The following is a 23,979-nucleotide window of genomic DNA, read 5'->3' as shown; positions in this document are numbered from 1 at the left end:
TTATGCGTAAAAGTTTGATAGTATGGTGCTGCATGCTTTCGATGGCTGCAGCAGCGCAGGAAAACGCAGAGGTTAGTGTCAGCAATCGATACACCTCTGTGGTTTCCGATAATACGAAGGTGTATGCTTCCAAGCGTCCACCAGTAGCCGAGCGCCTCTTTACGTCGGATGCCGTAGAGGCTAAGATCCGCGAGGTGCAGAAACTGCTGAGTGGCAATCCCCGTCTGGCTTGGATGTTTGCCAACTGCTTTCCAAACACCTTGGAATCTACCGTGCATTACCGTGTGGTAGATGGCGAGGATGATACCTTTGTATATACCGGCGATATTCCTGCTATGTGGCTGCGCGATTCGGGTGCTCAGGTATGGCCTTACGTGCAGTTGTGTGCCAAGGATAAGAAACTCAGAAAAATGCTGCGTGGTGTGATTCTGCGCCAGCTGAAGTGTATTAATATAGATAGGTACGCGAATGCCTTTAACGATGGTCCTACCGGTGCCGGTTGGCAGAAGGATGTGACCAAAATGACTAAGGATGTGTTTGAGCGCAAGTACGAGATCGACTCACTGTGCTATCCCGTGCGTCTGGCTTATTGGTATTGGCTGGTAACGGGCGATGCCACTATCTTTGGCGACATCTGGCTTCAGGCAGTAGATAACATCGTAAAAACCTTCCGCGAGCAGCAGCGTAAGGATGGACATGGTCCATACCAATTCTTCCGTATGACCGATCGTACTTACGATACCGTAGGTTGGAATGGCTATGGCGCCCCTGTAAAGCCCGTTGGCCTGATAGCCTCGGTGTTCCGTCCTTCCGACGATCGCACCTCATTGCCTTTCCTGGTGCCTTCTAACTTCATGGCAGTGTCATCACTTAAAAAGATGGCCGAGATTTTGACCAAGGTTAACGCCCAGACTGAGAAAGCCGCCGAGTGCAAGGCATTGGCCAGTGAGGTAGAAACCGCTCTGAAGCAGTATGCGGTGGTTAGTCATCCCAAGTACGGACCTGTTTATGCGTACGAAGTGGATGGTTTTGGCAATCATCTGCTGATGGACGATGCCAACGTGCCCAGTCTGTTAGGTATGGGATATTTGGGTGATGTGCCGATGGACGATCCCATCTATCAGAACACCCGTCGTTTTGTATGGAGCGAGGATAACCCCTGGTTCTTCCGTGGCAAGGCAGGCGAGGGTATAGGTGGTCCGCATATCGGCTACGATATGGTATGGCCTATGTCGATTATGATGAAGTGCTTTACCGCAACCGATGACGACGAGATTCGCTGGTGCATGCGAACCTTGTTAGCTACCGATGCAGGTACAGGTTTTATTCACGAGAGTTTTAATAAGGATAATGCCAACGATTACACCCGTCCGTGGTTTGCTTGGCAGAACACACTCTTTGGCGAGTTGGTATTAAAACTCATAGCTGATGGCAAAACCGAGTTATTGAATAATCTATAAAAAGAATCCCGCTTCAAACAAACTGAAGCGGGATTTCTTTTTATTTAAAGTATATGTCGGCAGGTTGCATCTTTTGGCCTTTGGTATCAAATACCCAGAGGCGTAGCATACCACCGTTGCTATCAAAATAGCGAACTTCAATCTTGTGCAGACCGGCTTTCAGTGCCTGCTGACTTACTTCCTCGTGAGGACTCTGTGGACGGTCGTTATCAACCACCATGTTGCCATCAATCTTCAGCCAGCTACCGTCGTCGCTCATCAGCGAGAAGGTATAAACACCATCCTCGGGCACACGCAGGTAACCGGTAATAATCAGTCCGATGTTACCCTTTACGCCCTCGGGAATTACCACGTCGTTAGCGGGATAGTTGCCGTTGAAGGGTGCCTTGTGGATCTCACGACATTTCTCACCGCGATAGTTATACCAGGATGCGTTCAGTCCCTGTGTCAGCTTGCTGGCATCTGCCTTTACAGGCTCCAGCAATCCCTGCTTCAGGAAGTCGGCCTTCAGCATCTCCCCAGCCTGTCCGTTAGGTGCAAAGGTACGCAGAATAAAGTGCGTGGTCTCATCAACCTTAACCGGTCCGTTATACAGCTGCGAGTTCTTATTGGGGAAACTTCCATCGGTGGTGTAACGTACCGTTGCCAATGGGTCGGCACAGCTCACTGCCATAGTACCCTCGTTAGTAAAGGCATTTACGTGGTAAACACCATCCAGACTAGGTGTACGGAAAGGCACATTCAGCTTGTGCAGCATGGCAAACTGTTTGGGCAGGCGACTGTAGAACTGATCGTAATCCTTCAGCTCGGGCTTGGTCCATGCCAGCTCCGAGAGTGCTAAGATACGAGGGAAATACTGGAACAGCACACGCTCGCGGGTAGGGATATACTCGCACCACATATTGCCCTGCACGCCAATCACGTGCTGCTTCTGCTTGGCGTTCATGTTCTTTGGCATGATGTCGTATTCATAGATGCTACGCATGCTGGTTTTCTCTTCAGCCTGCGAGAAATACATGGGTGCACCAGGACAGAACACCACGTCGTTTCCCTGAGCTGTTACCTGCAGTGGAGCGTCGGGCACCCAAGTGCGCCACCAGGTGACGGTAGCGGTCTTCGAGAGTCCACCCTCCAGGATTTCGTCCCAGCCCATCATCTTCTTACCGTTCTTGTTGATGAAAGCCTCCATCTGATGGATAAACCACGACTGCAGTTCCTCCTCGTTCTTCAGATGGTTATCCTTGATACGCTTCTGACAGTCGGGACATTCCTTCCAGGTATCCTTACGCACCTCGTCGCCACCTACGTGTACATACTCGTAGGGGAACAGCTTGAAAATCTCGCTCCAGATATCCTTGCAGAAATCTAGCACCTTCTGTTTACCGGGACAGAGTGGGGTGGTAAAGTACTGGCCCCAGCCGATGGTGGGGAAGCACGACAGTCCCTCGTAGTTCTCGATGGCACTCAGGAAATGACCTGGCATGTCAATCTCGGGCACAATCTCGATACCGCGCTGCTTGGCATAGGCCACCACGTCGCGAATCTGATCCTGTGTGTAATAGCCACCATACAGGGTGTCGCCGTTCTCCACGCGGGTATTCTTCTTCGGAATCAGCAGATCGGGATTGTCATCGCGGGCAGCCAGCTGCATGCAGGCGGTGTCCTGGTTGTTGTAGATACGCCAGGCACCCTTCTCAGTGAGCAATGGGTACTTCTTAATCTCGATGCGCCAGCCCTGATCGTCGGTCAGATGCCAGTGGAATCGGTTCAACTTGTACAGCGCCATCAGGTCGATGATCTCCTTCACCTCATCCACGGTAAAGAAGTGACGTGATACATCCAGATGGAATCCGCGCCAGTTAAAGCGTGGAGCATCGGTAACCGCAACTGCAGGGATGGCAGCTTTGCCGTCGTTCTGCAGCAGCAACTGGTTCAAGGTGGCAATGGCCGACAGGGTTCCGCTGTAGTTGGCAGCGTTGATGTCGATACCGTTGGCCTTTACACTCAGCTGATAGCCATCCTTGGCTATACCTTTTTGGGTAGTCAGGCGGATGTCGCCCTGTTTGCCGGCAACCAGCGTGGTGTTTACCTTTGCATAGCGTTGCAGACAAACCTGCAGGTACTCAGCAGCAGGCTTCAGTGCTGCCGATGAGTAGGCAATGGTAGTGCCTGGTGCTAGGTTAAACTCGCCTGTGCCAACAGTTACTTTCTGTGGTGCAGGTACCAAGTTAACCTGAGCCTGGATGCCCAGACTCAGGATACTAAATAGCAGTAAAATGATTTTCTTCATAAAAGTGTTGGTAGATGTTTTGAATTTGTTAGAATTGCCAGCGACTGGGCAGCTGACGCTCTGGCCACAGATGCTTGGCATATTTGTAGTTGTAGAACTCGAACAGCTTCGTGAATCGTGTCAAACGCTCCTTAAAGGCGTCGTAGTTCTTCAGCTCGGGCTGTGTCCACTGTACCTCCGACAGGGCCGACATACGTGGCAGGGCCTGATACTCCACCAGTCCCTCGGTGAGCAGATACTCCGACCAGAGGTTTGCCTGTGCACCCAGGATGTGCTTCTTGGCTTCGGCCGAGAACGACTCGGGAGCAGGCTCCAGCGAATATACTTTCTCTACAGGGATGAATCCACCGCAACGCGAAGGTTCGAAACGTGCATCTTCCGACTGCAGATAGTCGAAATAGCAGTGCGATGTTGGTGTCATCACCACATCGTGTCCGGCCTCGGCAGCCTTGGCACCAGGCTCGCTACCACGCCACGACATAATCATGGCATCCTGTGGACAGCCATCCAGAATCTCGTCCCAACCCAGGGCACGGCGCTGATGGGCTGTCAGGTAGTCGAACACCTTCTGTGTAAAGTGGGCCTGCAGCTTATCCTTGCTTAAACCGAGGGCCTGACACTTAGGACAAGCCTCCCATTTTACGGTTGGAGTCTCGTCGCCACCTATATGGATCACCTCCGATGGGAAGATATCCATTATTTCGGCCAGCACACCCTCTACAAACTCGTAAACCTTAGGATTGCCTACGCACAGCACATCGGTATAAACACCCCAGTAGTGCCCCACCTCGTACGGACCGCCTGTGCAACCCAGTTCGGGATAGCAAGCCAGTGCAGCCAGCATGTGGCCGGGCATGTCAATCTCGGGGATGATAGTGATGTGGCGCTCCTGAGCATATTTTACAATGTCGCGAGCCTCCTGCTGGGTGTAGAAACCACCGTGGGGAATGCCATCGTCCAAATCGGAGTTGGTGCCGAGAATCGTACCCGAACGCTGCGAACCGATTGTGGTAAGCTTAGGATACTTCTTGATCTCGATACGCCAGCCCTGGTCGTCGGTCAGATGCCAGTGGAAGATGTTCATGTTGTGCATGGCCAACAGGTCGATGAACTTCTTTACGAAATCCACGCTCCAGAAGTGGCGCGAGCAGTCGAGGTGCATGCCGCGATAGCCAAAGCGTGGTGCATCGGTAATCGTTGCGGCAGGTAGACTTCCTCCTTTATGCTTACCGCACTTGCAGGCGATAGGCAGTGATTTGCGCAGGGTCTGGATACCATAGAACACACCAGCAGCAGTACCACCCTGGATGGTAACACCCTTCTGGTTGATATTCATCACATAACCCTCCTTGGCAGTCACCTTAGGCGATACGGCCAGTTCGATGTAGCGCACTTTCTTGGCACGCTTGTTCACGATGCTCAGGTCGATCTTGGTTAGTTCTGTGATGTACTGCTTCAGGAATTCTGCCTCGTTCTGCAATTCGGCAGGTGCCAGTATCTGCACGTTACCGTCAAGTTCGAAGGCAGCGCCTTTCGCCATCTGGATGGATTGTGGCAATGGAACCACGTTGTAGTTGGCAGGTCCGCCAGCTGTAGCTGTGGTCGAACCTAAAGAGATGAGTGCTGTCAACACCATTCCTTTAAAATACTTGTTAATAGTCTTCATATTGTTATTCAGTTTGGATCGTTGTCTAGAATTTGTATTCCACGAAAGCCTCCATGGCCTCGTAGCAAGCCAGTCCGAGGTTGTCGTAGCGCTTGGCTGTTTCGCGGTTGCGATCCTCGGCGCGCTGCCAGAACAGGCGCTCGTCGTTACCCAGGAATGGGGCACTCTCCATCTGGCTCTGGTGGCGCAGGATGGCATTTCGCTTCTCGCGCAGCTCCTCAGGACTCATTGGTACGCACATCTCGATATCAGCAACATCCCATTCAGCCCAAGCACCACGGTACATCCATACGCGGCAGTCCTTCAGCCACTCGGCGCCAGCCTTCTTGCTTTCGTCGATGGCAGCCAGCACAGCATCGGTACACTTACGGTGTGTGCCGTGTGGGTCGGCCAGGTCGGCAGCCACATAAATCTGGTGAGGCTTAATTTCGTTAATCAGCTCGATGATGGGTGTAACGTCGGCCTCGGTCATAGGCAGTTTTTCAATCTTACCGCTCTCGTAGAAAGGCAGGTCGAGGAAGTGGATATGCTTACTGTCGATACCGCTGTACTCGCAAGCCAAACGGGCCTCGCCACGACGAATCAGACCCTTCAGACGCAGAATCTGCTCGTTGTCCAGATCACCTGGCTTCTTACCTTTGATAAAGGCCTTTACTGCCTGGTATGAGTGTTTAATCACTTCGTCGCTACCATTGGCAAAAATGGTATTAAAACCATTGATGAAGTGCATGAAACGGCGTACCTCTTCGTCGCCTACAGCAATATTACCAGATGTTTCGTAAGCCACGTGTACATCGTGATGCTGCTGCATCAGTCGGCGAATGGTTCCACCCATCGAAATTACATCGTCGTCGGGGTGGGGCGAGAATACGATCACACGCTTGGGGTAGGGGTTTGCGCGCTCGGGACGGGTGCTATCATCTACATTGGGTTTGCCGCCTGGCCATCCAGTGATGGTATGCTGCAACTCGTTAAATACTTCGATGTTAACTAGACCGGCCTGTCCGTCAAACTGCTCAACCAGGTGGCCCAGTCCATTCTCAACATAGTCCTTGGTAGAAAGCTTAAGCAGTGGCTTCTCTACCTTTTCACACAGTTCGATTACCTGACGTCTAAGCTCGTGGTTAGGCATCTTAATACTGTTAGTTAGATTTAAATTCATCATTGTTATATTAATGTAGTAAAGTAAAAATTTTCCGCGAAATTACACATTTTGCGCGAAATAAACGCATATTTTATGAAGATTAACAATAATAATGTGTAATTTTGCACCCGATGAAACAACCAGCTATTCAAAAACCCGAGGGATTGAGCCGCGTGCTGCTGCATGCTTGCTGCGCCCCATGTTCGAGTGCCATTGTCGAGTGGATGATGGCCAACGGTGTTATACCTGTTATTTATTATTTTAATCCAAATATCTGGCCCCGAGAGGAATACGAGATTCGTAAACAGGAGAGTAAGCGTCATGCTGAGAGCTTAGGACTGCGATGGATTGATGGCGATTATAACCACGATGAGTGGTTGGGTGGCGTATGCGGACTGGAGGCCGAGCCCGAACGCGGGCGCCGTTGCGAACGCTGTTTTACATTGCGCCTGATTGCCGCTGCCAAGCAGGCCAAGGCGTTAGGTATTAAGTATTTTACCACCACGCTGGCATCGAGCCGTTGGAAAAGTTTGGAGCAGATAGAATGTGCCGGCCATGCTGCCGAAGAGGCCGTTGAGGGCGCATACTTTTGGGCGCAGAACTGGCGTAAGGGTGGTTTGTACGAACGTCGCAACCAACTGCTGAAGGAGTATCAGTTCTATAATCAGCAGTATTGCGGCTGCGAGTTCAGCATGCGGCCAAAATCAACAGAAATAAAAGAAAACGAAAAAAACGACGAGTAAAATTTGGGTGTGTCGTTTTTTTATTGTAACTTTGCGCCCTAAAAATAGATTAGTAATATGTTTGAGAATTTAAGTGATAGACTAGAACGCTCGTTTAAGATACTGAAGGGTGAGGGTAAAATCACCGAGATTAACGTAGCCGAAACGCTGAAAGATGTACGTCGAGCCTTGTTGGATGCCGACGTAAACTATAAGGTAGCCAAAAGCTTTACCGATACCGTTAAGCAGAAAGCTTTAGGTATGAACGTGCTTACAGCCGTTAAGCCAAGTCAGCTGATGGTGAAGATTGTTCACGATGAGCTGGCCGAACTGATGGGTGGTAAGGCTGCCGAGCTGAAGGTTGAGGGCCGTGCCGGTGCACCTGCCATCATTCTGATGTCGGGTCTGCAGGGTTCTGGTAAGACTACTTTCAGTGGTAAGCTGGCTAAGATGCTGAAGGAGCGCAACCACAAGAAGCCTTTGCTGGTAGCCTGCGACGTATATCGTCCTGCTGCTATCGAGCAGCTCAAGGTAGTGGGTGAGACTGTAGGTGTTCCCGTATATTCCGAGCCTGATAATAAAAATGTGGTGGAGATTGCCAACCATGCTATCCAGGAGGCCAAGTCAAAGGCCAACGACGTGGTGATTATCGATACCGCCGGTCGTCTGGCTGTCGACGAGGAGATGATGCAGGAGATCGAGACCCTGAAGAAGGCCGTTAATCCTAACGAGACTCTGTTCGTAGTTGATTCAATGACCGGTCAGGATGCCGTTAACACCGCTAAGGAATTCAACGATCGTCTGGATTTCGATGGTGTGATCCTTACCAAGCTCGATGGTGACACCCGTGGTGGTGCTGCCCTTTCAATCCGCACCGTAGTTACCAAGCCTATTAAGTTTGTAGGTACGGGCGAAAAGATGGAGGCTATCGATGTGTTCTATCCCGAGCGTATGGCCGACCGTATCCTCGGTATGGGTGATATTGTTTCTCTGGTTGAGCGTGCCCAGCAGCAGTTCGACGAGGAGGAAGCAAAGAAACTTGAAAAGAAAATCCGCAAGAATAAGTTCGACTTCGACGACTTCATGGGTCAGATACAGCAGATTAAGAAGATGGGTAACATCAAGGATCTGGCTGCTATGATTCCAGGTGTTGGCAAGCAGATTAAGGATCTGGATATCGACGATAATGCCTTTAAGGGTATCGAGGCTATCATCAACTCGATGACACCAAAGGAGCGCGCCAATCCCGATATCATCAACCAGAGCCGTCGCCGTCGTATCGCAGCTGGTTCGGGTACCAAATTGGACGATGTGAACCGACTGATGAAACAGTTCGAGCAGACTCGCAAGATGATGAAGATGGTTACCGGCCTCAATTCGTCGAAAATGGCTCAGATGGCTGCAGCCATGAAGATGCGAGGTGGTATGCCCAAGTTCTAAATACAACACATATGCAACTGATTGATGGAAAAGCAACAGCGGCGGCTATCAAGGCCGAAATCGCTGAGGAGGTAAAAGAGATTGTTGCCCAAGGAGGCAAACAACCCCATCTGGCCGCCGTCTTGGTGGGTCACGATGGGGGATCGGAGACTTATGTAAAAAATAAGGTGCTGGCCTGCGAGGCTTGTGGCTTTAAGAGTACGCTCATCCGTTTCGAGGATAATATCTCGGAGGATGAGCTTTTATGTTGCGTCGACAAGCTCAACAAGGACGACGATGTAGATGGTTTCATCGTACAGTTGCCCTTGCCAAAGCATATCGATGAGCAGAAGATTATCGAGGCAATCGACTACCGTAAGGATGTCGACGGTTTCCACCCCATTAACGTGGGTCGTATGGCTATCGGTCTGCCTTGCTTCATCTCGGCCACACCCCTTGGTATCATCACTCTGCTTAAGCGCTATGGTATCGAAACCAGCGGTAAGAAGTGTGTCATCCTGGGTCGTTCAAACATCGTAGGTAAGCCAATGGCTCAGCTGATGATGCAGAAGCAGTATGGCGACGCTACCGTTACCGTATGCCACTCGCGTTCTAAAACCCTGAAGGAGGAGTGCCGTGCCGCCGATATTATTATCGCTGCCATCGGTCAGCCCGACTTTGTTACCGCCGACATGGTAAAAGAGGGTGCTGTGATTGTGGATGTAGGTACCACCCGCGTACCCGATGCTACCCGTAAGAGCGGATTCCGTCTGAATGGCGACGTGAAGTTCGACGAGGTTGCACATAAGTGCTCGTATATTACACCTGTTCCTGGTGGCGTAGGTCCCATGACCATCTGTTCGCTCATGAAGAATACCTTAGCCGCAGGTAAAAAAGAGTACTATAAATAATTGACAATTGATAGTTGATAATTGACAATTATGACGGCACAAGAGTATTACGAACAAGGCAATGAGGCCCGCAAGCGCGGTCAGTGGCACGAGGCTATCAACAGCTATATCCAGGCTATTGAGCTCGACCCTGAGAGTCCCGCTGTGGAGGCCAAGCGTATGCTCGACGACATCATGGCTTTCTATTGTAAAGATATGTATAATCCATAAACAAATACTGAATATGGCAAAAATGAAAGGCGCTATTGAGGTGAATACCGAGAGGTGTAAGGGATGCAGCCTCTGCATCGTTGCTTGCCCTCAGAAGGTTATCGCCCTTGCCAACAAAGTTAATCTGCACGGCTACCCCTACGTGGAGGCTGTCAACGAAGAGGCCTGCGTAGGCTGTGCTTCGTGTGGCATCGTCTGCCCCGATGGTTGTATCACCGTGTATCGTAAAAAAGTGGAGGAGTAATTATGGAAAAAGAGAAAGAAGTTGTATTGATGAAAGGCAACGAGGCTATTGCCCACGCTGCTATTCGATGCGGATGCGACGGCTATTTCGGCTATCCTATTACTCCGCAGAGTGAAGTGATCGAGACATTGGCTGAGCTGAAGCCTTGGGAGACTACCGGTATGCAGGTAGTTCAGGCCGAGAGCGAGCTGGCCAGTATCTACATGGTTTATGGTGCTGCCGGTGCCGGTAAGCGTGCCATGACCTCATCTTCGTCTCCTGGTATCGCACTGATGCAGGAGGGAATCACTTACATGGCTGGTGCCGAGGTGCCGGGTGTGTTTGTCAATGTTCAGCGTGGAGGTCCCGGTCTGGGTACCATCCAGCCATCGCAGGGCGACTATTTCCAGGCTACCCGTGGTGGTGGTAATGGCGACTACAAGGTTATCGTACTGGCTCCATCGTCAGTTCAGGAGATGGCCGATTTCGTAGATCTGGCTTTCGAGCTGGCATTCAAGTATCGTAACCCTGCCATGATTCTGAGCGATGGTGTTATCGGTCAGATGATGGAGAAGGTAGTTCTGCCTCCATTCAAGCCCCGTCGTACCGACGAGGAGGTGATTAAGGAGTGTCCTTGGGCTTCAACAGGTAAGCCAAAGAACCGCGAGCGTGTGGTGATTACATCACTCGAACTCAAGCCTGAGATTATGGAGCAGCGCAACCTGGCTCTGCAGGAGAAGTATCGCAAGATTCAGGAGAACGAGGTACGCTTTGAGCAGCAGCAGCTGGACGATGCCGAGTATGCTATCGTAGCATTCGGTAGTGCCGCCCGTATTGCAGAGAAGAGCGTAGAGATTGCCCGCGAGCAGGGTATCAAGGTAGGTCTGTTCCGTCCTATCACACTGTTCCCATTCCCCGAGAAGCAGATTGCCGAGCTTTCAAAGAAGGTAAAGGGTATCCTGGTAGCCGAGATCAATGCTGGTCAGATGGTACAGGATGTTCGCCTGGCTGCCAACGGCGCAGTGCCCGTAGAGCAGTTCGGTCGTCTGGGAGGTATCGTTCCCGATCCGGAAGAGATTGTTGAAGCGTTAAAGAAATTAATCTAGAAGTACTTGAAGTACTAGAAATACTAGAGAAATATGGATAGAAATCAAATAGTTCAACCAGAGAACATCGTCTGCAAGAAGCCGACGCTGATGAACGACAACAATATGCACTACTGCCCAGGCTGTAGCCACGGTGTAGTACATAAGCTCATTGCCGAAGTCATCGAAGAGATGGGTATGGAAGACAAGACCGTAGGTGTATCACCTGTAGGTTGCGCTGTCTTCGCCTATAATTATATTGATATCGACTGGCAGGAGGCTGCCCATGGTCGTGCACCCGCACTGGCCACAGGTATCAAGCGCACCTGGCCCGATCGCCTGGTATTCACCTATCAGGGCGATGGCGACCTGGCTTGTATCGGTACCTGCGAAACCATCCACGCACTGAACCGTGGCGAGAACATCGTGATTATCTTCGTTAACAATGCCATTTATGGTATGACGGGTGGTCAGATGGCTCCAACCACACTGATTGGTCAGAAAACCTCTACCTGTCCTTACGGTCGTGATCCTGAGATTCACGGTTATCCATTGAAGATGGCCGATATCGCTGCTCAGCTCGAGGGTACCTGCTATGTTACCCGTCAGAGTGTAGAGAGCGTGGCCTCTATCAACAAGGCTAAGAAGGCTCTGCGTAAGGCTTTCGAGGCTTCGATGGCTGGTAAGGGTTCATCGCTGGTAGAGTTTGTTTCAACCTGTAACAGCGGTTGGAAGCTTTCGCCCGCTAAGGCTAACGAATGGATGAAGGAGAATATGTTCCCCTTCTATCCCAAAGGTGACTTAAAAGATACGACAAATAAATAATGAATTATCGTGCAAACCGAATGCAGAGAGTTTACTCTTTGCTGAGGTGCAGCCGATGATGCATAAAACGTAGTTTTATGAAGAAAGAAATAATTATTTCAGGTTTCGGAGGTCAGGGCGTGCTCTCTATGGGTAAGATTCTGGCCTATAGTGGACTGATGGAGGATAAGGAGGTAACATGGATGCCTGCTTACGGTCCTGAGCAGCGTGGTGGTACAGCCAACGTTACTGTGATCGTTAGTGACGAGCGCATCTCTTCGCCTATCCTCAGCAAGTACGACATCGCTGTGGTACTTAATCAGCCCTCACTCGAGAAGTTTGAGCCCAAAATCAAGCCCGGTGGCATTCTGATTTACGATGGCTTCGGTATCATCAACAAGCCAACCCGTAAGGATATCACCGTATACGAGATCAATGCGATGGACAAGGCAGCCGAGATGAAGAACGGTAAGGTGTTCAACATGATTGTTTTGGGTGGACTCTTAAAGGTAGCCCCTGTGGTAAGCGACAAGGGTGTAGAGAAGGCTCTCTACAAAACTCTGCCTGAGCGCCACCACGGACTGATTCCTCTGAATATGGAAGCCCTGAAAGAGGGTGCTAAGATTATCCAGGAAATCAAATAAATGGAGTTAAAACAATTAACAAGCGCCGTCTGCCAGATTGCTAGGCAGGCGGGCGCTTATATTAGGAACGAACGAAGCAAGTTCTCGCTAGAGAGCGTGGAGCGCAAGCATGCGCACGATTACGTGTCGTATGTCGACAAGGGCTCCGAGCAACTGATTGTAACCGCATTGCGCCAGTTACTGCCCGAGGCAGGTTTTATTACCGAGGAAGGTTTGGCTGGTCACGATCAGGAGCAGCTTTTATGGGTGGTCGATCCGCTTGATGGTACCACCAACTTTATTCATCAGTATGCACCTTACGCCGTTAGCATAGCCCTGCTACAAGGTAGCGAGGTATTGTTAGGTGTGGTTTACGAGGTTTGTCACGACGAGTGTTTTTACGCCTGGCAGGGTGGGGGCGCCTATAGGGACGGCCAACTGCTACACGTAAGTACACAGAAAATCAACGATGCTTTACTCTGCTTGCAACTGCCTTATAACAGCGATGCTTATAAGCCGGTTATCAAGCGCTTAATCGATGAGCTTTACGGTCATGTAGGTAGCATCCGCATGTGCGGTTCGGCTGCCATGGCATTGTGCTATGTGGCTGCAGGCCGATACGACGGTTATGCCGAGCAGTACATCGGTCAGTGGGATTTCATGGCTGGTGCGTTGATAGTAAAAGAGGCAGGCGGCACCGTTACCAATTACGATGGCGAGGCCGACTTTACCCAGGGCAATAGTGTGGTGGCTACCAATGGTATCATCCAGCACGATTTGTTGTCGCACCTTACCAACGAGAAACCTCACGATAAGAAAAAGCAGACCATCGATTCCAGTCTGGTTGATCGTGCTATCTGTTTTGCCACTAAGGCCCATTCAGGCGTCGTTCGTAAGGGTACTAAAATCCCTTACATTGCGCATCCCCTCGAGGCTATGGCTATCGTGGGTTCTATTACCGACGATCAGGAATTGTTGGCAGCAGCCGTACTGCACGATGTGGTTGAGGATGCCGGTGTAAATGTGGCCGATATCCGTACCGAGTTCGGCCCTCGTGTAGCTGCTCTGGTTGATTCCGAGACCGACAGCGAGGTGCCCGGCATGAGTCATATCGACAGCTGGCAGATACGCAAACAGGCTGCTATCGATCATATCGCAGCAGCTAGTCGCGATGTTAAGATTGTGGCGCTTGGCGATAAACTGTCAAACATGCGTGCCATGCTCCTTCATTATCATGAGCAGGGCGAGCAGGTATGGCAGCGCTTTAATCAGAAAGATCCAGCGTGCCACGCCTGGTATTATCGCCAATTGGTAAAAAGTCTTTCGTCGCTCAGCGACACCGATGCTTTCCAAGAATTCGCAGCTCTGGTAGATCAGGTATTTTCTAGATACGCCTGATTTACTGGGCTTTGTATTTCTCACGAATATGCTCTTCGTACTCGGCTAACTCACGTTCACCAATGTGGGCTAGTCCGTAGTGCTCGTCGTGCTGCGAGAAGTCGAGTCCTACCTTCTCACTGTAGGCTGATACACGCATAGGAATCAGATGATCAATCAACTTGTAGCCCAACCAACTCATAATAAATGTATAAACAAAAACTATGACAATGGCTAGCAGGTGATACAGGAAGATGACGAAACCTTCCCAGGTACCGGCAATCAGACCCTCTTGAATAAAAATACCCGTCAGCACTGTACCAAAGATACCACCGGTTCCGTGTGTTGGGAATACATCGAGTGCATCGTCGATGCTGGTACGTGAGCGCCAGTACACGGCAATATTACAAATCAGTGTGATAACAAATGCAATAAAGATGCTCTGTCCTACGGTTACATAACCGGCCGATGGTGTGATGGCTACCAAACCAACTACACAACCCACGGCAGCGCCCATGGCCGATGGCTTACGACCGCGCAGACAGTCGAAGAAAATCCAGGTCATCATCGCAGTGGCCGATGCGGTGTTGGTATTCAGAAATGCCTTTACAGCTATACCATCAGCATGGAGCGACGATCCTGCGTTAAAGCCGAACCATCCCAGCCACAACATGGCAGCACCCAGCAGCACAAAGGGGATGTTGGCTGGCTCGCTCTTACGTGTCTCAGCCTTGCGGCGACCTAAGAAGATAGCACCTGCCAGTGCGGCAACACCACTCGATGCGTGTACCACGATACCACCGGCAAAGTCAACCACGCCCCAGCGCATAAACAGTCCCTCGGGATGCCACGTCATGTGTGCCAGCGGACAGTAGATGACGAAGAAAAAGAACATCATAAAGAACATGTAGGCCGAAAAGCGTACACGCTCGGCAAACGATCCCGTAATCAGCGATGGGGTGATGATGGCAAACTTCATCTGGAACAGTGCAAACAGTGCCAAAGGAATGGTAGCGCCACCTAATATATTACCTGCAGGTGTGGTATAAACCTCGCCACCTACACCCTGGAACATCAGGAACGTGAGCGGGTTACCGATAATACCACCGATGTCGTCGCCAAAACACAGCGAGAAACCTACTACTACCCACAGCACCGAAATCAGTCCCATGGCAATAAACGACTGCAGCATGGTAGAAATCACATTCTTAGCGCCTACCATACCACCATAAAAGAACGAGAGTCCTGGCGTCATCATCAACACAAAGATGGTAGCAGTAATAATCCACGCTACATCAGCTGCCGATATCACACGCCAGTCGCACTCAAATGTGGGTTCGCCCACAAACACACCCATGGCAGCAATCAGTGTCATTGCTGTCATCAGGATAATCCAACGTTTTTTTACCTTCATCATATTTATGTTGTTTGAAATTTCCGCCCGCAAAGGTACAAACATTCAAAATGATACAAGCATAAATCTTTCAGTTTGATTATAAAAACTCTTTCAAACTAACAATCTGTAATATAATACGCTTTAAAACGTGTACTTTTGAAATAAATTATAATTATAACCCCTACATTTTGTTACGATTTGTAACCAGTACCTAATGAATCCTAAAAAGATAACGGCATGACGGTAGCTCTGAACACCAGCACCGACAAGCAAGTGCTTGCTGAAGAAAAATACGGGTTGGCTGAAATTATTTGGCTGGTATTGAGTATATTACTATCTTTGCAGCGTCGAAATACAAACATCGACAATTATTGATAGTAATAACAATTATAAAAACTTAGAAACAATGAAGAAGATTATTGTAATGATGGTAGCTCTCCTGTCGATGACTACAGCGATGGCTCAGCCATCGGACCGAAAGGCACCTAAGAAGATGACGCATCAGGAGATGACAACCCAGATGACCAGTAAGCTGAAGCTGAACGATACACAGAAAAGCAAAGTGGCTGCGCTGAACAAGGAGTACCAGGATATTCTGATGCCACCAAAGCCACCTAAGATGGCTGATGGCAGCAGACCAGAACCACCCAAGATGGATGGCAACAAGGCTATGCCAAAGAAACCCGACAGTAAGCATATGGCTAAGCGTCAGGAATACGAGAAGAAGCTGAAGCAGATTCTTACCGACGAGCAGTATAAGTCTTACCAGAAGATGCAGCCACCACACGGCAAGCGCCCTGAAATGAAGGATAACAAATAAATAAAAACAGCGAAACGGCCGCCACCTGATGAGGGTAGCGGTCGTTTTTTTGCACCATTGTTTGATTTTTTGTTTCCATTCTTTTGATATTCCAAAACAAAATTGTACATTTGCCCTCAAAATATAAGTGTATGATATCAGCAAAAGGATTCTTTACATCTTTAATAGCGCTATTGTTGGTGACTCCTGTTGCAGGCTTGGCACAGAGCTTAACAGCCGAGATGCATCATGTCGACTCTGTGATGGTGGAGTTGCAGGCGAAGTACGATCCGTATCATTTGCTGCGTATCGAATCCGAGCATCAACAGTCGTTGCTTGTTAATCGCTATGGCCATCTTAAAGCCAATCCCAATGCCTTCAAAATCCCCGGCGTTGTATGGGTACCCGACCAGAAAGGTCTTTTTGAAGACCAGGAAGAACGCCAGGAGTGGTATGAAGATTACTCCTTTGGTGATGTCCTTCTCGACACCACCCTTAACATCATCTCCGAGCTCTTCACCCCCAAAAGAAAAACCAAGAAGAAATAATCTTAATGTATTTTAATACGAACTCTATCTTAAAGTTGCAACTATTTTCCTTTATTTTTATGATTGATGCTACTTTGTGTGTGTTAAAATTGAAAGAAAATGTGTCAAATAGAAAAGGTCAATTAAGTTTTTTATTGTAACTTTGCACCCAAATAAATAACTAATGAAGCGTGTAAGGTTTTCGATGATTGTTCTATTGATTCTGTTCTGGCTGCAACCAGAGCAGAGTGTGGCATGGCGTATCTTTACGGCCGAACAATTGTCGAGTACTACCATTTCGGCAGCCTCGGTTTGTCAGGATGCCGAGGGTTATATCTGGGTAGGAACCGAATATGGACTTAACAGATATGATGGTTATCATTTTGTGAGTTTCCTGAATAATCCTGCCGACCCTGGCAGTATCGCCAATAATCTGGTATCTACCGTTTTCTGCGAGCCAACGGGCGAGGTTTGGATAGGCACAGGTAAAGGACTTGATTTGTATAACCCATCAGCGCGTAATTTCTTGCATTTCAGATTCCCTGATGGTTTGAAACCCCGCGTCACCAAGATACTGCGCCTCACCAGTGGCGAGTTGATGGTTGGCACAGCAGGCTATGGCCTGTATAAAGCCGACAAGCATACCCTTACCTTGACGCGTGAAAAGGGGTTTACTACAGCCGATGACGACGAGTTTTATTCTAACCTGTTTGAGGATAGCATGGGCCGACTTTGGAAATGTGATGCCAGTCAAGGCCTATCGGTAAAAAAACTGCATAGTCATGCCTCCGTACAGAAGTATGTGTCGGTTTTAGGAACCCCTATGGGTTTTGCCGAGTCCGGCGGTAAGGTGCTGATACTCTGTATGCACGGTATTCTTTGTTATCAGAACGGCCAACTGCAGCCGATGGATTACGAGATGGACAGTGGCACTACATCGGGCCTGGTTTTCCGAACTATTTATAAGGATAAGACAGGCGATTTGTATATCGGCACCCGTGGTAGCGGTTTGTTCTGCATGAAGAAAGGCACCAACCGCATGACCAGGATTGAAACCGACACCCCCGAAACCGGCTTGAACACCTCGAAAGTGTGGAGCATCTTTAAAGACCGTCAAGACAATCTCTGGATAGGTTGCCAGCAGCGCGGTTTGCTCATGCTGCCGCAACGTGCGTTACCATTTTCCAGTTGGCAGATCTCGCCAGCGTCGCACGCCATAGGTGCCCCTGTCACAGCCATCTGTCAGGGCGATAACGGACTGATTTGGTGCTCGGTACAAGAAAATGGTATATATGGCTTTAACCTGCAGGGCAAGTTGGTTCAGCAGCCTAAAGCGCCCATGCCCATCGAGTCGATACACCGCGATGCGCAGGGACGCTACTGGGTGGGCACTGACAAGGCGCTCTATAGCTATGACCCCTTGACGGGCGCCTATAAGCAGGTGGCCGAGTATGACTGCGATAAGTTTAATGTGCTTGCCGATGATGGCAAAGGCAAGATATACATCTCTACTTTTTCGCGTGGATTCTGTATCTATGATGTAGCTACAGGCCGGCTGGTTAACTACAACTCCTATCAGAAGAATAGTAAGAAAGGTGAGTTGTGCAACAACTGGATACAAGCCATATTGCCCGACAGTAAAGGGCGCGTATGGCTGGCCACTTCTACCGGCGTTTCGTGCTTTGAGCCTGCTACAGGCAGCTTCAACTCGCTTGGTTGGTCGCATATTCTTAACGACACCATGTGCTACTCTCTTTGCGAAACCCACGAGGGCGACATCCTGATAGGCACCGGTCAGGGACTGTTTGTGTATCGCAACCAGAGCAACAGGGTAGAGGAGCTGGCTCATTCAGAACTGCTGCGCAACCGCATCATCAGTTATATGGTGTGCGACCGTAGTGGTGGCATCTGGTGCAGCACCTCTATGGGCATCTGTTACTACGACAACCGAAATGCCCAATGGACCAGTTATGTGCGAGGCAACGGACTGAGCAACCGCGAGTATGTGGTGGGGGCCGGTCTGCATACAGATGACAACAGCATCTATTTTGGCACAGCCGATGGTGTCACCACCTTCAAGCCCGACCGTGTGTTAATGCCCAACCAGTCATGTGGTCAGGTAGTGCTTACGGCGCTGGTAACAACCGATTATCATTACCCAACCCATCAGCTGGCGTATTTTGAGATACCTTACCAGACTAACTCCTTTACGATGGAGTTCTCGTTGCTGGATTTTATCCATGCCGATAATACCATTTATGAGTATAACGTGAACAACGCAGCCGACTGGACGGCGCTTGATGCAGGTAATAATACCATCAGTTTCAATCACCTTGCTTCGGGCACGTATCGTATCTGTGTCAGGGCCAACGTCAATGGTGTTTACTCGCCGGTTAGTATGTTTACCGTTGTCGTGCTAACTCCCTGGTATCGTTCGGCTTGGGCCATCGTGTGCTATCTCTTTATAGCACTGGCCATCCTGTTTTACCTTATTTATATTTATATACGTGAAAAGCGCAGGCAGATGGACGATGAGAAGATGAAATTCCTGATTAATGCCACTCACGACATCCGTTCGCCACTCACGCTTATCATGGCACCACTCGAGAAACTGAAACAGCGCCATCCGACTGCTCAGGATGCCGAAGAACTGGGACTGATAGAACGCAATACCCAGCGTATTCTGAACCTGGTGAACCAGATTCTGGATATGCGTAAGATCGACAAGCAGCAGATGCAACTGCAGTGCCAGCATACCGATATGGTGGCTTTTGCCGAGGGCGTGTTTAATATGTATAAATACAATGCCAACGAGCGCCATATTACTTACGAGTTCAAGCATCCCGACCAGCGCCTGATGGCATGGATAGACCATGCCCAGTTCGACAAGGTGATCAGTAATCTGCTGTCCAACGCTTTCAAATATACCTTTGATGGCGGGCATATCACACTTGGTTTGAGCGACACTGCCGACGGCCATATCTCATTGACGGTTGAGGATGACGGCATAGGAATCAGGCCCGAAGACCGCAAGCATATCTTCGACCGCTTCTACCAGAGTCATCCCTCTGGCGAGGTTCATCTGGCTGGCACGGGCATTGGGCTCAACCTGTGTAAGATGATTGTGGATATGCACCATGGCAGCATCGATGTAAGCACGGGGGCCGATGAGCATGGCAGCCGTTTTGTGGTGCGTTTGCCTAAGGGCCATGCCCATCTTCAGCAGCAAGAGATGATAACCGAAGTGGCAGAAAAGCCTGCCTGCAGCACCATCCGACCTGCCAATCACTATCGTATTCTGTTTGTTGACGATGATGCTGAGCTATGCAGTTTCATTGTGCGCGAACTGGCCAAGTATTATCATGTGGACACCTGCTATAATGGGCGTGATGCTATGAAGACGCTGCTCAATGCGCCTTACGATCTGGTGGTTAGCGATGTGATGATGCCCGAGATGGACGGTTTCACGCTGCTGCGTATGATCAAAAAGAATCCGGTCGTTAATCATATACCCGTGATTATGCTCACGTCGAAAGCCGATGTAGCCAACCGTTTGGAAGGCTTGGAGGGAGGTGCCGATGCCTTTATGGCCAAACCTTTCAATATCCATGAGTTGCACGTGGTCATCAACAGTCTGATCAGCAATGTGCTCCGCCTGAAGGGCAAATTCACCGGCGCCCAGCAACAGAAGGATAAGATAGAGGAGAAACAGGTGAAGAGCAACGACGAAGCGCTGATGGAGCGCGTGATGCAAGCCGTGAACAAGCACATGGATGATAGCGACTTTACGGCCGAGCAGCTGGCTACCGAGGTAGGCCTCAGTCGTACCCATCTGCAGCGCAAGATGAAGGATATCACCGGCCTGAACGTGAAGGAGTTTGTGCGCAACCTGCGCCTGGAGCAGGCCGCCCGTATGTTGCACGAACAGAAGTTGAATGTCTCGCAGGTGGCCTATTCGGTTGGCTTCAGCAATCTGGCCCACTTCTCAACGGTGTTCCGCAAGCATTTCGGGGTGTCGCCATCCGAGTATGTGGCGCAGCAAAAGTAATCTTTTGTTTGTTATTTGTATGATTTGGCACTGCGTGTCAAACAGAAAAGCAAATGGGTTAAACACAAAAACTCTTTTTTAGTAATCATTGTATCTTTGCAGCAGTTTTTTTTATTCACTTACAAAACTTATTAATTGAAATGAAAACTGCTTTCCTAAGAAGAACCACGTACATCGTGGGCATGTGCATGCTTGGCATGACCAGCGCACAGCAGGTTTCGGCAGCTACCACAGCAGTAGCTTCCGTTCAGCAAAACAAGCAGGCAACCGGTCAGGTATCCGACTCACAGGGTCCTTTGATTGGTGCCACAGTAATGGAGAAAGGTACTAATAATGGTACCGTTACCGATTTCGATGGTAGATTTTCTCTGAGTGTAAAACCCGGCGCCACGCTCGTTATTTCCTATGTGGGATATGTGCCCCAGGAGATCAAGGCTGGCAGCAACATGGCTGTCACCTTGAAAGAGGATGGTCATGTAGTCAACGAGGTGGTGGTGATCGGTTACGGTACCCAGCGCCGCGAAGCTGTAACCGGTTCGGTGGCCAACATCGGTGGCGAGAAGTTGAATCAGATTGCCGCTACCAATGCCGCCCAGGCACTGCAGGGCCGTGTGGCTGGTGTGCTGATGACTCAGACCTCCACCAAGCCGGGACAAGAGATGCAGATCCGTATCCGCGGTCAGCGCTCTCTCTCAGCCAGCAACGACCCGCTGATCGTGCTGGATGGAATCCCCTTCATGGGTCAGTTGTCGGATATCAACCCTGCCGACATCAAATCGATGGATATCCTGAAGGATGCCTCGGCCACCGCCATCTACGGTTCGCGTGGAGCCAACGGTGTGATCATTATCACCACCGCCAAGGGCGCACAGGGCACCCCCGCCAAAGTGTCGTACAATGGTTATGTGAGCTTTAAGAAAATCTTTAAGAAGTATCCCATGATGGACGGTCCTACCTATAGCAAGTTCCGCCAGTATGTAGGTAAGTACCAGAACTCGCTCGACGAGAGCGACAGCAACAACACCGACTGGCAGGACCTGTATTATAAGACCGGTATCAGTCACAACCATGATGTGAGCGTGGCCGGTGGTACCAATGGTGGTAGCTACAGTTTCGGTGCCGGTTACTATCACGACGAGTCGGTAGTGCCCACCGAGGGTTATGATCGCCTGAATGTGCGTGGCAACTTCGATCAGAAAGTAGGTAAGTACTTCCGCTTTGGATTGACCACCAACAACAGCTATCGTAAAACCCAGGGTGTGAACGATATGCATGCGGTGCTCACGATGAGTCCGCTGGCCAGTCCTTACGATGCCGACGGCAACATCAAGCGCTACATTGCCATGCCTGCCGATGATAAGGCCGTGGTGACCCGCGAGACCGTGGAGCGCGACAAGAATGTATGGCTGAGCGAGAACAAGGGTATCGGTTCATACAACACCTTGTTTGCCGAGGTAAAGTGCCCATGGGTTGAGGGCCTGAGCTATCGTGTAAACGTAGGTCTTAACTTCCGTAGCTCGAAAGGTGGCGGCTTTACCGGTACAGGTGTCAACAACAAGGATCCTAAGGCTGTGAACGGCGGCTGGATTTCTGAAGATCAGATGCGCAACTGGGCTGTAGAGAATATCCTGACTTACGACCGCACCTTTGCCGAGAAACACAACCTGAATGTGGTGGCTATGTATTCGGCTGAACAAACTACTTACGAATCAACTGGTGCCAACGCACAGGATATCCCAGCCGATTACTTCCAGTACTATGCACTCGACAAGGCCGTGGGTCAGGCCAACCTCACCGGTTACAACTACTGGCAGAGCGGACTGATCTCTTGGATGGGACGTGTGATGTATTCATATGATAATAAGTATATGATTTCTGCTGCCCTCCGTTCGGATGCTTCATCGCGCCTGGCCAAGGGTCATCAGTGGCACACATATCCTGCCGTAAGTGCTGGTTGGAATATCGCTCGCGAGCAGTTTATGGAGAATCTCTCTTGGATAGACAACCTGAAGCTGCGCGTGGGTTATGGTGAGACCTCTAACCAGAGCATCAACCCATATTCTACACTGGGCGGACTGGCTGTGCGCAACTACAATTTCGGCACCACCTATAAGGCTGGTTACTATGTAAACTCTCTGCCTAACCCCGACCTGGGATGGGAGTTCTCTAAGACCTGGAACTTCGGTCTCGACTTCTCGTTCTTCAATGGTCGCCTGTCAGGATCGTTTGAGTACTATACCCAGAAAACCAATGATATCCTGCTCGATGTGTCGCTGCCTTCAACATCAGGTGTAAGCAGCTTCACTGGCAACATCGGTAAGACCGAGAATAAGGGTTGGGAGTTCACACTGAATGGTATCATCATCGACAATAAGAATGGCTGGAGCTGGGATGCCGGCATCAACCTCTATGCCAACCGCAACAAACTGGTGGCTCTGGAGTCGGGTCGCGATGCCGATGAAGCCAACCGCTGGTTCGTGGGCCATCCTATCGACGTGATCTACGACTACGAGTATGTAGGCTTGTGGCAGAGGGACGATCCCTATCTGGATATCCTTGAGCCAGGTGGCAACGTAGGTATGATCAAGGTGAAGTATCGTGGCGATGCCTCAAAGGGCGACTTCAAGGAAGACGGTGTCACCCCAAGTCGCCAGATTGGTCCTGAGGACCGTCAGATTATCAGCATGGAGCCCAAACTGATGGGAGGTTTCAACACCACCGTGGGTTACAAAGGCTTTGACCTGAATGTGATAGGTGCATTCCAGGTAGGCGGCAAACTCATCAGTGCCCTCCACTCATCAAGCGGTTATCTGAACCAGCTCACCAGTCGTGTGAACAACATGAATGTGGACTACTGGACCGAGGAGAACACCGGCGCCAAGTATCCCAAACCCGGTGGCATCCAGAATGGTGATAATCCTAAGTATGGTTCTACACTCGGTTATTTTGATGCCGGCTATCTGAAGATCCGCGCCATAACACTGGGCTACAACTTCGACAAGCTGAAGGCTGTGAAAGATCTCGGTATCAGCCGTCTGCGCCTCTACGCTACCGTTCAGAACCCATTCGTATTCTTCTCGCCATTCAACAACGAGAGCGGTCTGGATCCCGAAACCAACTCATGGGCCAACCAGAATACGGCTGTGGCTGTAGATGGTTATACCGGTAAGCACAAGATGCCAATCGTGGGTTATAACACACCTTCTACCCGCAACTTCATCTTCGGCCTTAACGTAACATTCTAATTAAGAGTTAAGAATTAAGAATTAAGAAAT

At 50.0% G+C, this 23,979-nt stretch carries 18 protein-coding genes and 2 pseudogenes; 16 read left to right on the top strand and 4 right to left on the bottom strand.

Annotation, left to right across the window (positions count from 1 at the left end):
* The first annotated feature begins 2 nt into the window (after positions 1-2).
* Positions 3-1,460: a glycoside hydrolase family 125 protein gene (locus tag T500_RS0104635; protein WP_028907137.1), complete on the top strand. Its 1,458-nt coding sequence runs from the start codon at positions 3-5 to the stop codon at positions 1,458-1,460.
* A 40-nt stretch (positions 1,461-1,500) separates the two neighbouring features.
* On the opposite strand, the gene T500_RS0104630 is transcribed toward T500_RS0104635, so the two are convergent.
* The 3 genes and pseudogenes from T500_RS0104630 to T500_RS15175 all read right to left on the bottom strand — a co-directional run.
* Positions 1,501-3,750, bottom strand: coding sequence for a family 20 glycosylhydrolase (locus T500_RS0104630; RefSeq protein ID WP_028907136.1), 2,250 nt, complete (start codon positions 3,748-3,750; stop codon positions 1,501-1,503).
* A gap of 28 nt (positions 3,751-3,778) precedes the next feature.
* Positions 3,779-5,416, bottom strand: coding sequence for a family 20 glycosylhydrolase (locus T500_RS0104625; RefSeq protein ID WP_036908445.1), 1,638 nt, complete (start codon positions 5,414-5,416; stop codon positions 3,779-3,781).
* Between the two features lie 25 nt (positions 5,417-5,441).
* A pseudogene (locus tag T500_RS15175) lies at positions 5,442-6,566 on the bottom strand (PIG-L family deacetylase); the annotation flags it as partial.
* 125 nt (positions 6,567-6,691) lie between these two features.
* Between T500_RS15175 and T500_RS0104615 the strand changes: the two are divergent.
* The 10 genes and pseudogenes from T500_RS0104615 to T500_RS17465 all read left to right on the top strand — a co-directional run bounded on the left by T500_RS0104615 (position 6,692) and on the right by T500_RS17465 (position 13,955).
* Positions 6,692-7,303, top strand: coding sequence for an epoxyqueuosine reductase QueH (locus T500_RS0104615; RefSeq protein WP_036908444.1), 612 nt, complete (start codon positions 6,692-6,694; stop codon positions 7,301-7,303).
* A 57-nt stretch (positions 7,304-7,360) separates the two neighbouring features.
* Positions 7,361-8,722, top strand: a complete 1,362-nt coding sequence (ffh, locus tag T500_RS0104610) for a signal recognition particle protein (RefSeq protein ID WP_028907133.1) — start codon at positions 7,361-7,363, stop codon at positions 8,720-8,722.
* 11 nt (positions 8,723-8,733) lie between these two features.
* Positions 8,734-9,612, top strand: coding sequence for a bifunctional methylenetetrahydrofolate dehydrogenase/methenyltetrahydrofolate cyclohydrolase FolD (gene folD / locus T500_RS0104605; RefSeq protein WP_028907132.1), 879 nt, complete (start codon positions 8,734-8,736; stop codon positions 9,610-9,612).
* A 30-nt stretch (positions 9,613-9,642) separates the two neighbouring features.
* On the top strand, positions 9,643-9,822 hold the full coding sequence (locus tag T500_RS0104600; RefSeq protein ID WP_013065546.1) for a tetratricopeptide repeat protein: 180 nt from the start codon (positions 9,643-9,645) through the stop codon (positions 9,820-9,822).
* 13 nt (positions 9,823-9,835) lie between these two features.
* Positions 9,836-10,066: a ferredoxin family protein gene (locus T500_RS0104595; protein ID WP_028907131.1), complete on the top strand. Its 231-nt coding sequence runs from the start codon at positions 9,836-9,838 to the stop codon at positions 10,064-10,066.
* Positions 10,067-10,068: 2 nt separating this feature from the next.
* Positions 10,069-11,151 carry a 3-methyl-2-oxobutanoate dehydrogenase subunit VorB gene (locus T500_RS0104590; protein ID WP_028907130.1) on the top strand — a complete coding sequence of 361 codons (1,083 nt, stop codon included), beginning with the start codon at positions 10,069-10,071 and terminating at the stop codon, positions 11,149-11,151.
* 33 nt (positions 11,152-11,184) lie between these two features.
* Positions 11,185-11,955, top strand: coding sequence for a thiamine pyrophosphate-dependent enzyme (locus T500_RS0104585; RefSeq protein ID WP_028907129.1), 771 nt, complete (start codon positions 11,185-11,187; stop codon positions 11,953-11,955).
* Between the two features lie 77 nt (positions 11,956-12,032).
* Positions 12,033-12,578: a 2-oxoacid:acceptor oxidoreductase family protein gene (locus tag T500_RS0104580; RefSeq protein WP_013063811.1), complete on the top strand. Its 546-nt coding sequence runs from the start codon at positions 12,033-12,035 to the stop codon at positions 12,576-12,578.
* Positions 12,579-13,364, top strand: a pseudogene (locus T500_RS17470) (inositol monophosphatase family protein); the annotation flags it as partial. It lies immediately after the preceding gene.
* Entirely contained in the window at positions 13,338-13,955 is a 618-nt protein-coding gene (locus T500_RS17465; RefSeq protein ID WP_410543875.1) for an HD domain-containing protein, read from the top strand. The pseudogene T500_RS17470 and the gene T500_RS17465, both read left to right, overlap by 27 nt.
* 1 nt (position 13,956) lies before the next feature.
* On the opposite strand, the gene T500_RS0104570 is transcribed toward T500_RS17465, so the two are convergent.
* Positions 13,957-15,351, bottom strand: coding sequence for an ammonium transporter (locus T500_RS0104570; RefSeq protein ID WP_230580842.1), 1,395 nt, complete (start codon positions 15,349-15,351; stop codon positions 13,957-13,959).
* 216 nt (positions 15,352-15,567) lie between these two features.
* On the opposite strand from T500_RS0104570, the gene T500_RS16845 reads away from it, so the two are divergent.
* The 5 genes from T500_RS16845 (at position 15,568) to T500_RS0104550 (ending at position 23,949) form a co-directional block, all read left to right on the top strand.
* Entirely contained in the window at positions 15,568-15,705 is a 138-nt protein-coding gene (locus T500_RS16845; protein WP_155267432.1) for a hypothetical protein, read from the top strand.
* A gap of 31 nt (positions 15,706-15,736) precedes the next feature.
* Complete coding sequence (locus tag T500_RS0104565) at positions 15,737-16,150, top strand: DUF4890 domain-containing protein (protein WP_028907127.1); 414 nt, start codon at positions 15,737-15,739, stop codon at positions 16,148-16,150.
* Positions 16,151-16,281: 131 nt separating this feature from the next.
* Positions 16,282-16,677: a hypothetical protein gene (locus tag T500_RS0104560; protein WP_028907126.1), complete on the top strand. Its 396-nt coding sequence runs from the start codon at positions 16,282-16,284 to the stop codon at positions 16,675-16,677.
* 163 nt (positions 16,678-16,840) lie between these two features.
* The gene (locus T500_RS0104555; RefSeq protein ID WP_028907125.1) at positions 16,841-20,704 is read left to right on the top strand and encodes a two-component regulator propeller domain-containing protein; all 3,864 of its coding nucleotides are present in this window, start codon (positions 16,841-16,843) and stop codon (positions 20,702-20,704) included.
* A gap of 197 nt (positions 20,705-20,901) precedes the next feature.
* Complete coding sequence (locus T500_RS0104550) at positions 20,902-23,949, top strand: SusC/RagA family TonB-linked outer membrane protein (protein ID WP_410543874.1); 3,048 nt, start codon at positions 20,902-20,904, stop codon at positions 23,947-23,949.
* Positions 23,950-23,979: the final 30 nt, after the last annotated feature.

It is taken from the genome of Xylanibacter ruminicola Ga6B6 (assembly GCF_000687715.1).
GTDB lineage: Bacteria > Bacteroidota > Bacteroidia > Bacteroidales > Bacteroidaceae > Prevotella > Prevotella ruminicola_B.
Note: the sequence above shows the minus strand (reverse complement) of the source record. Positions and strands in the feature narration are given on the sequence as shown.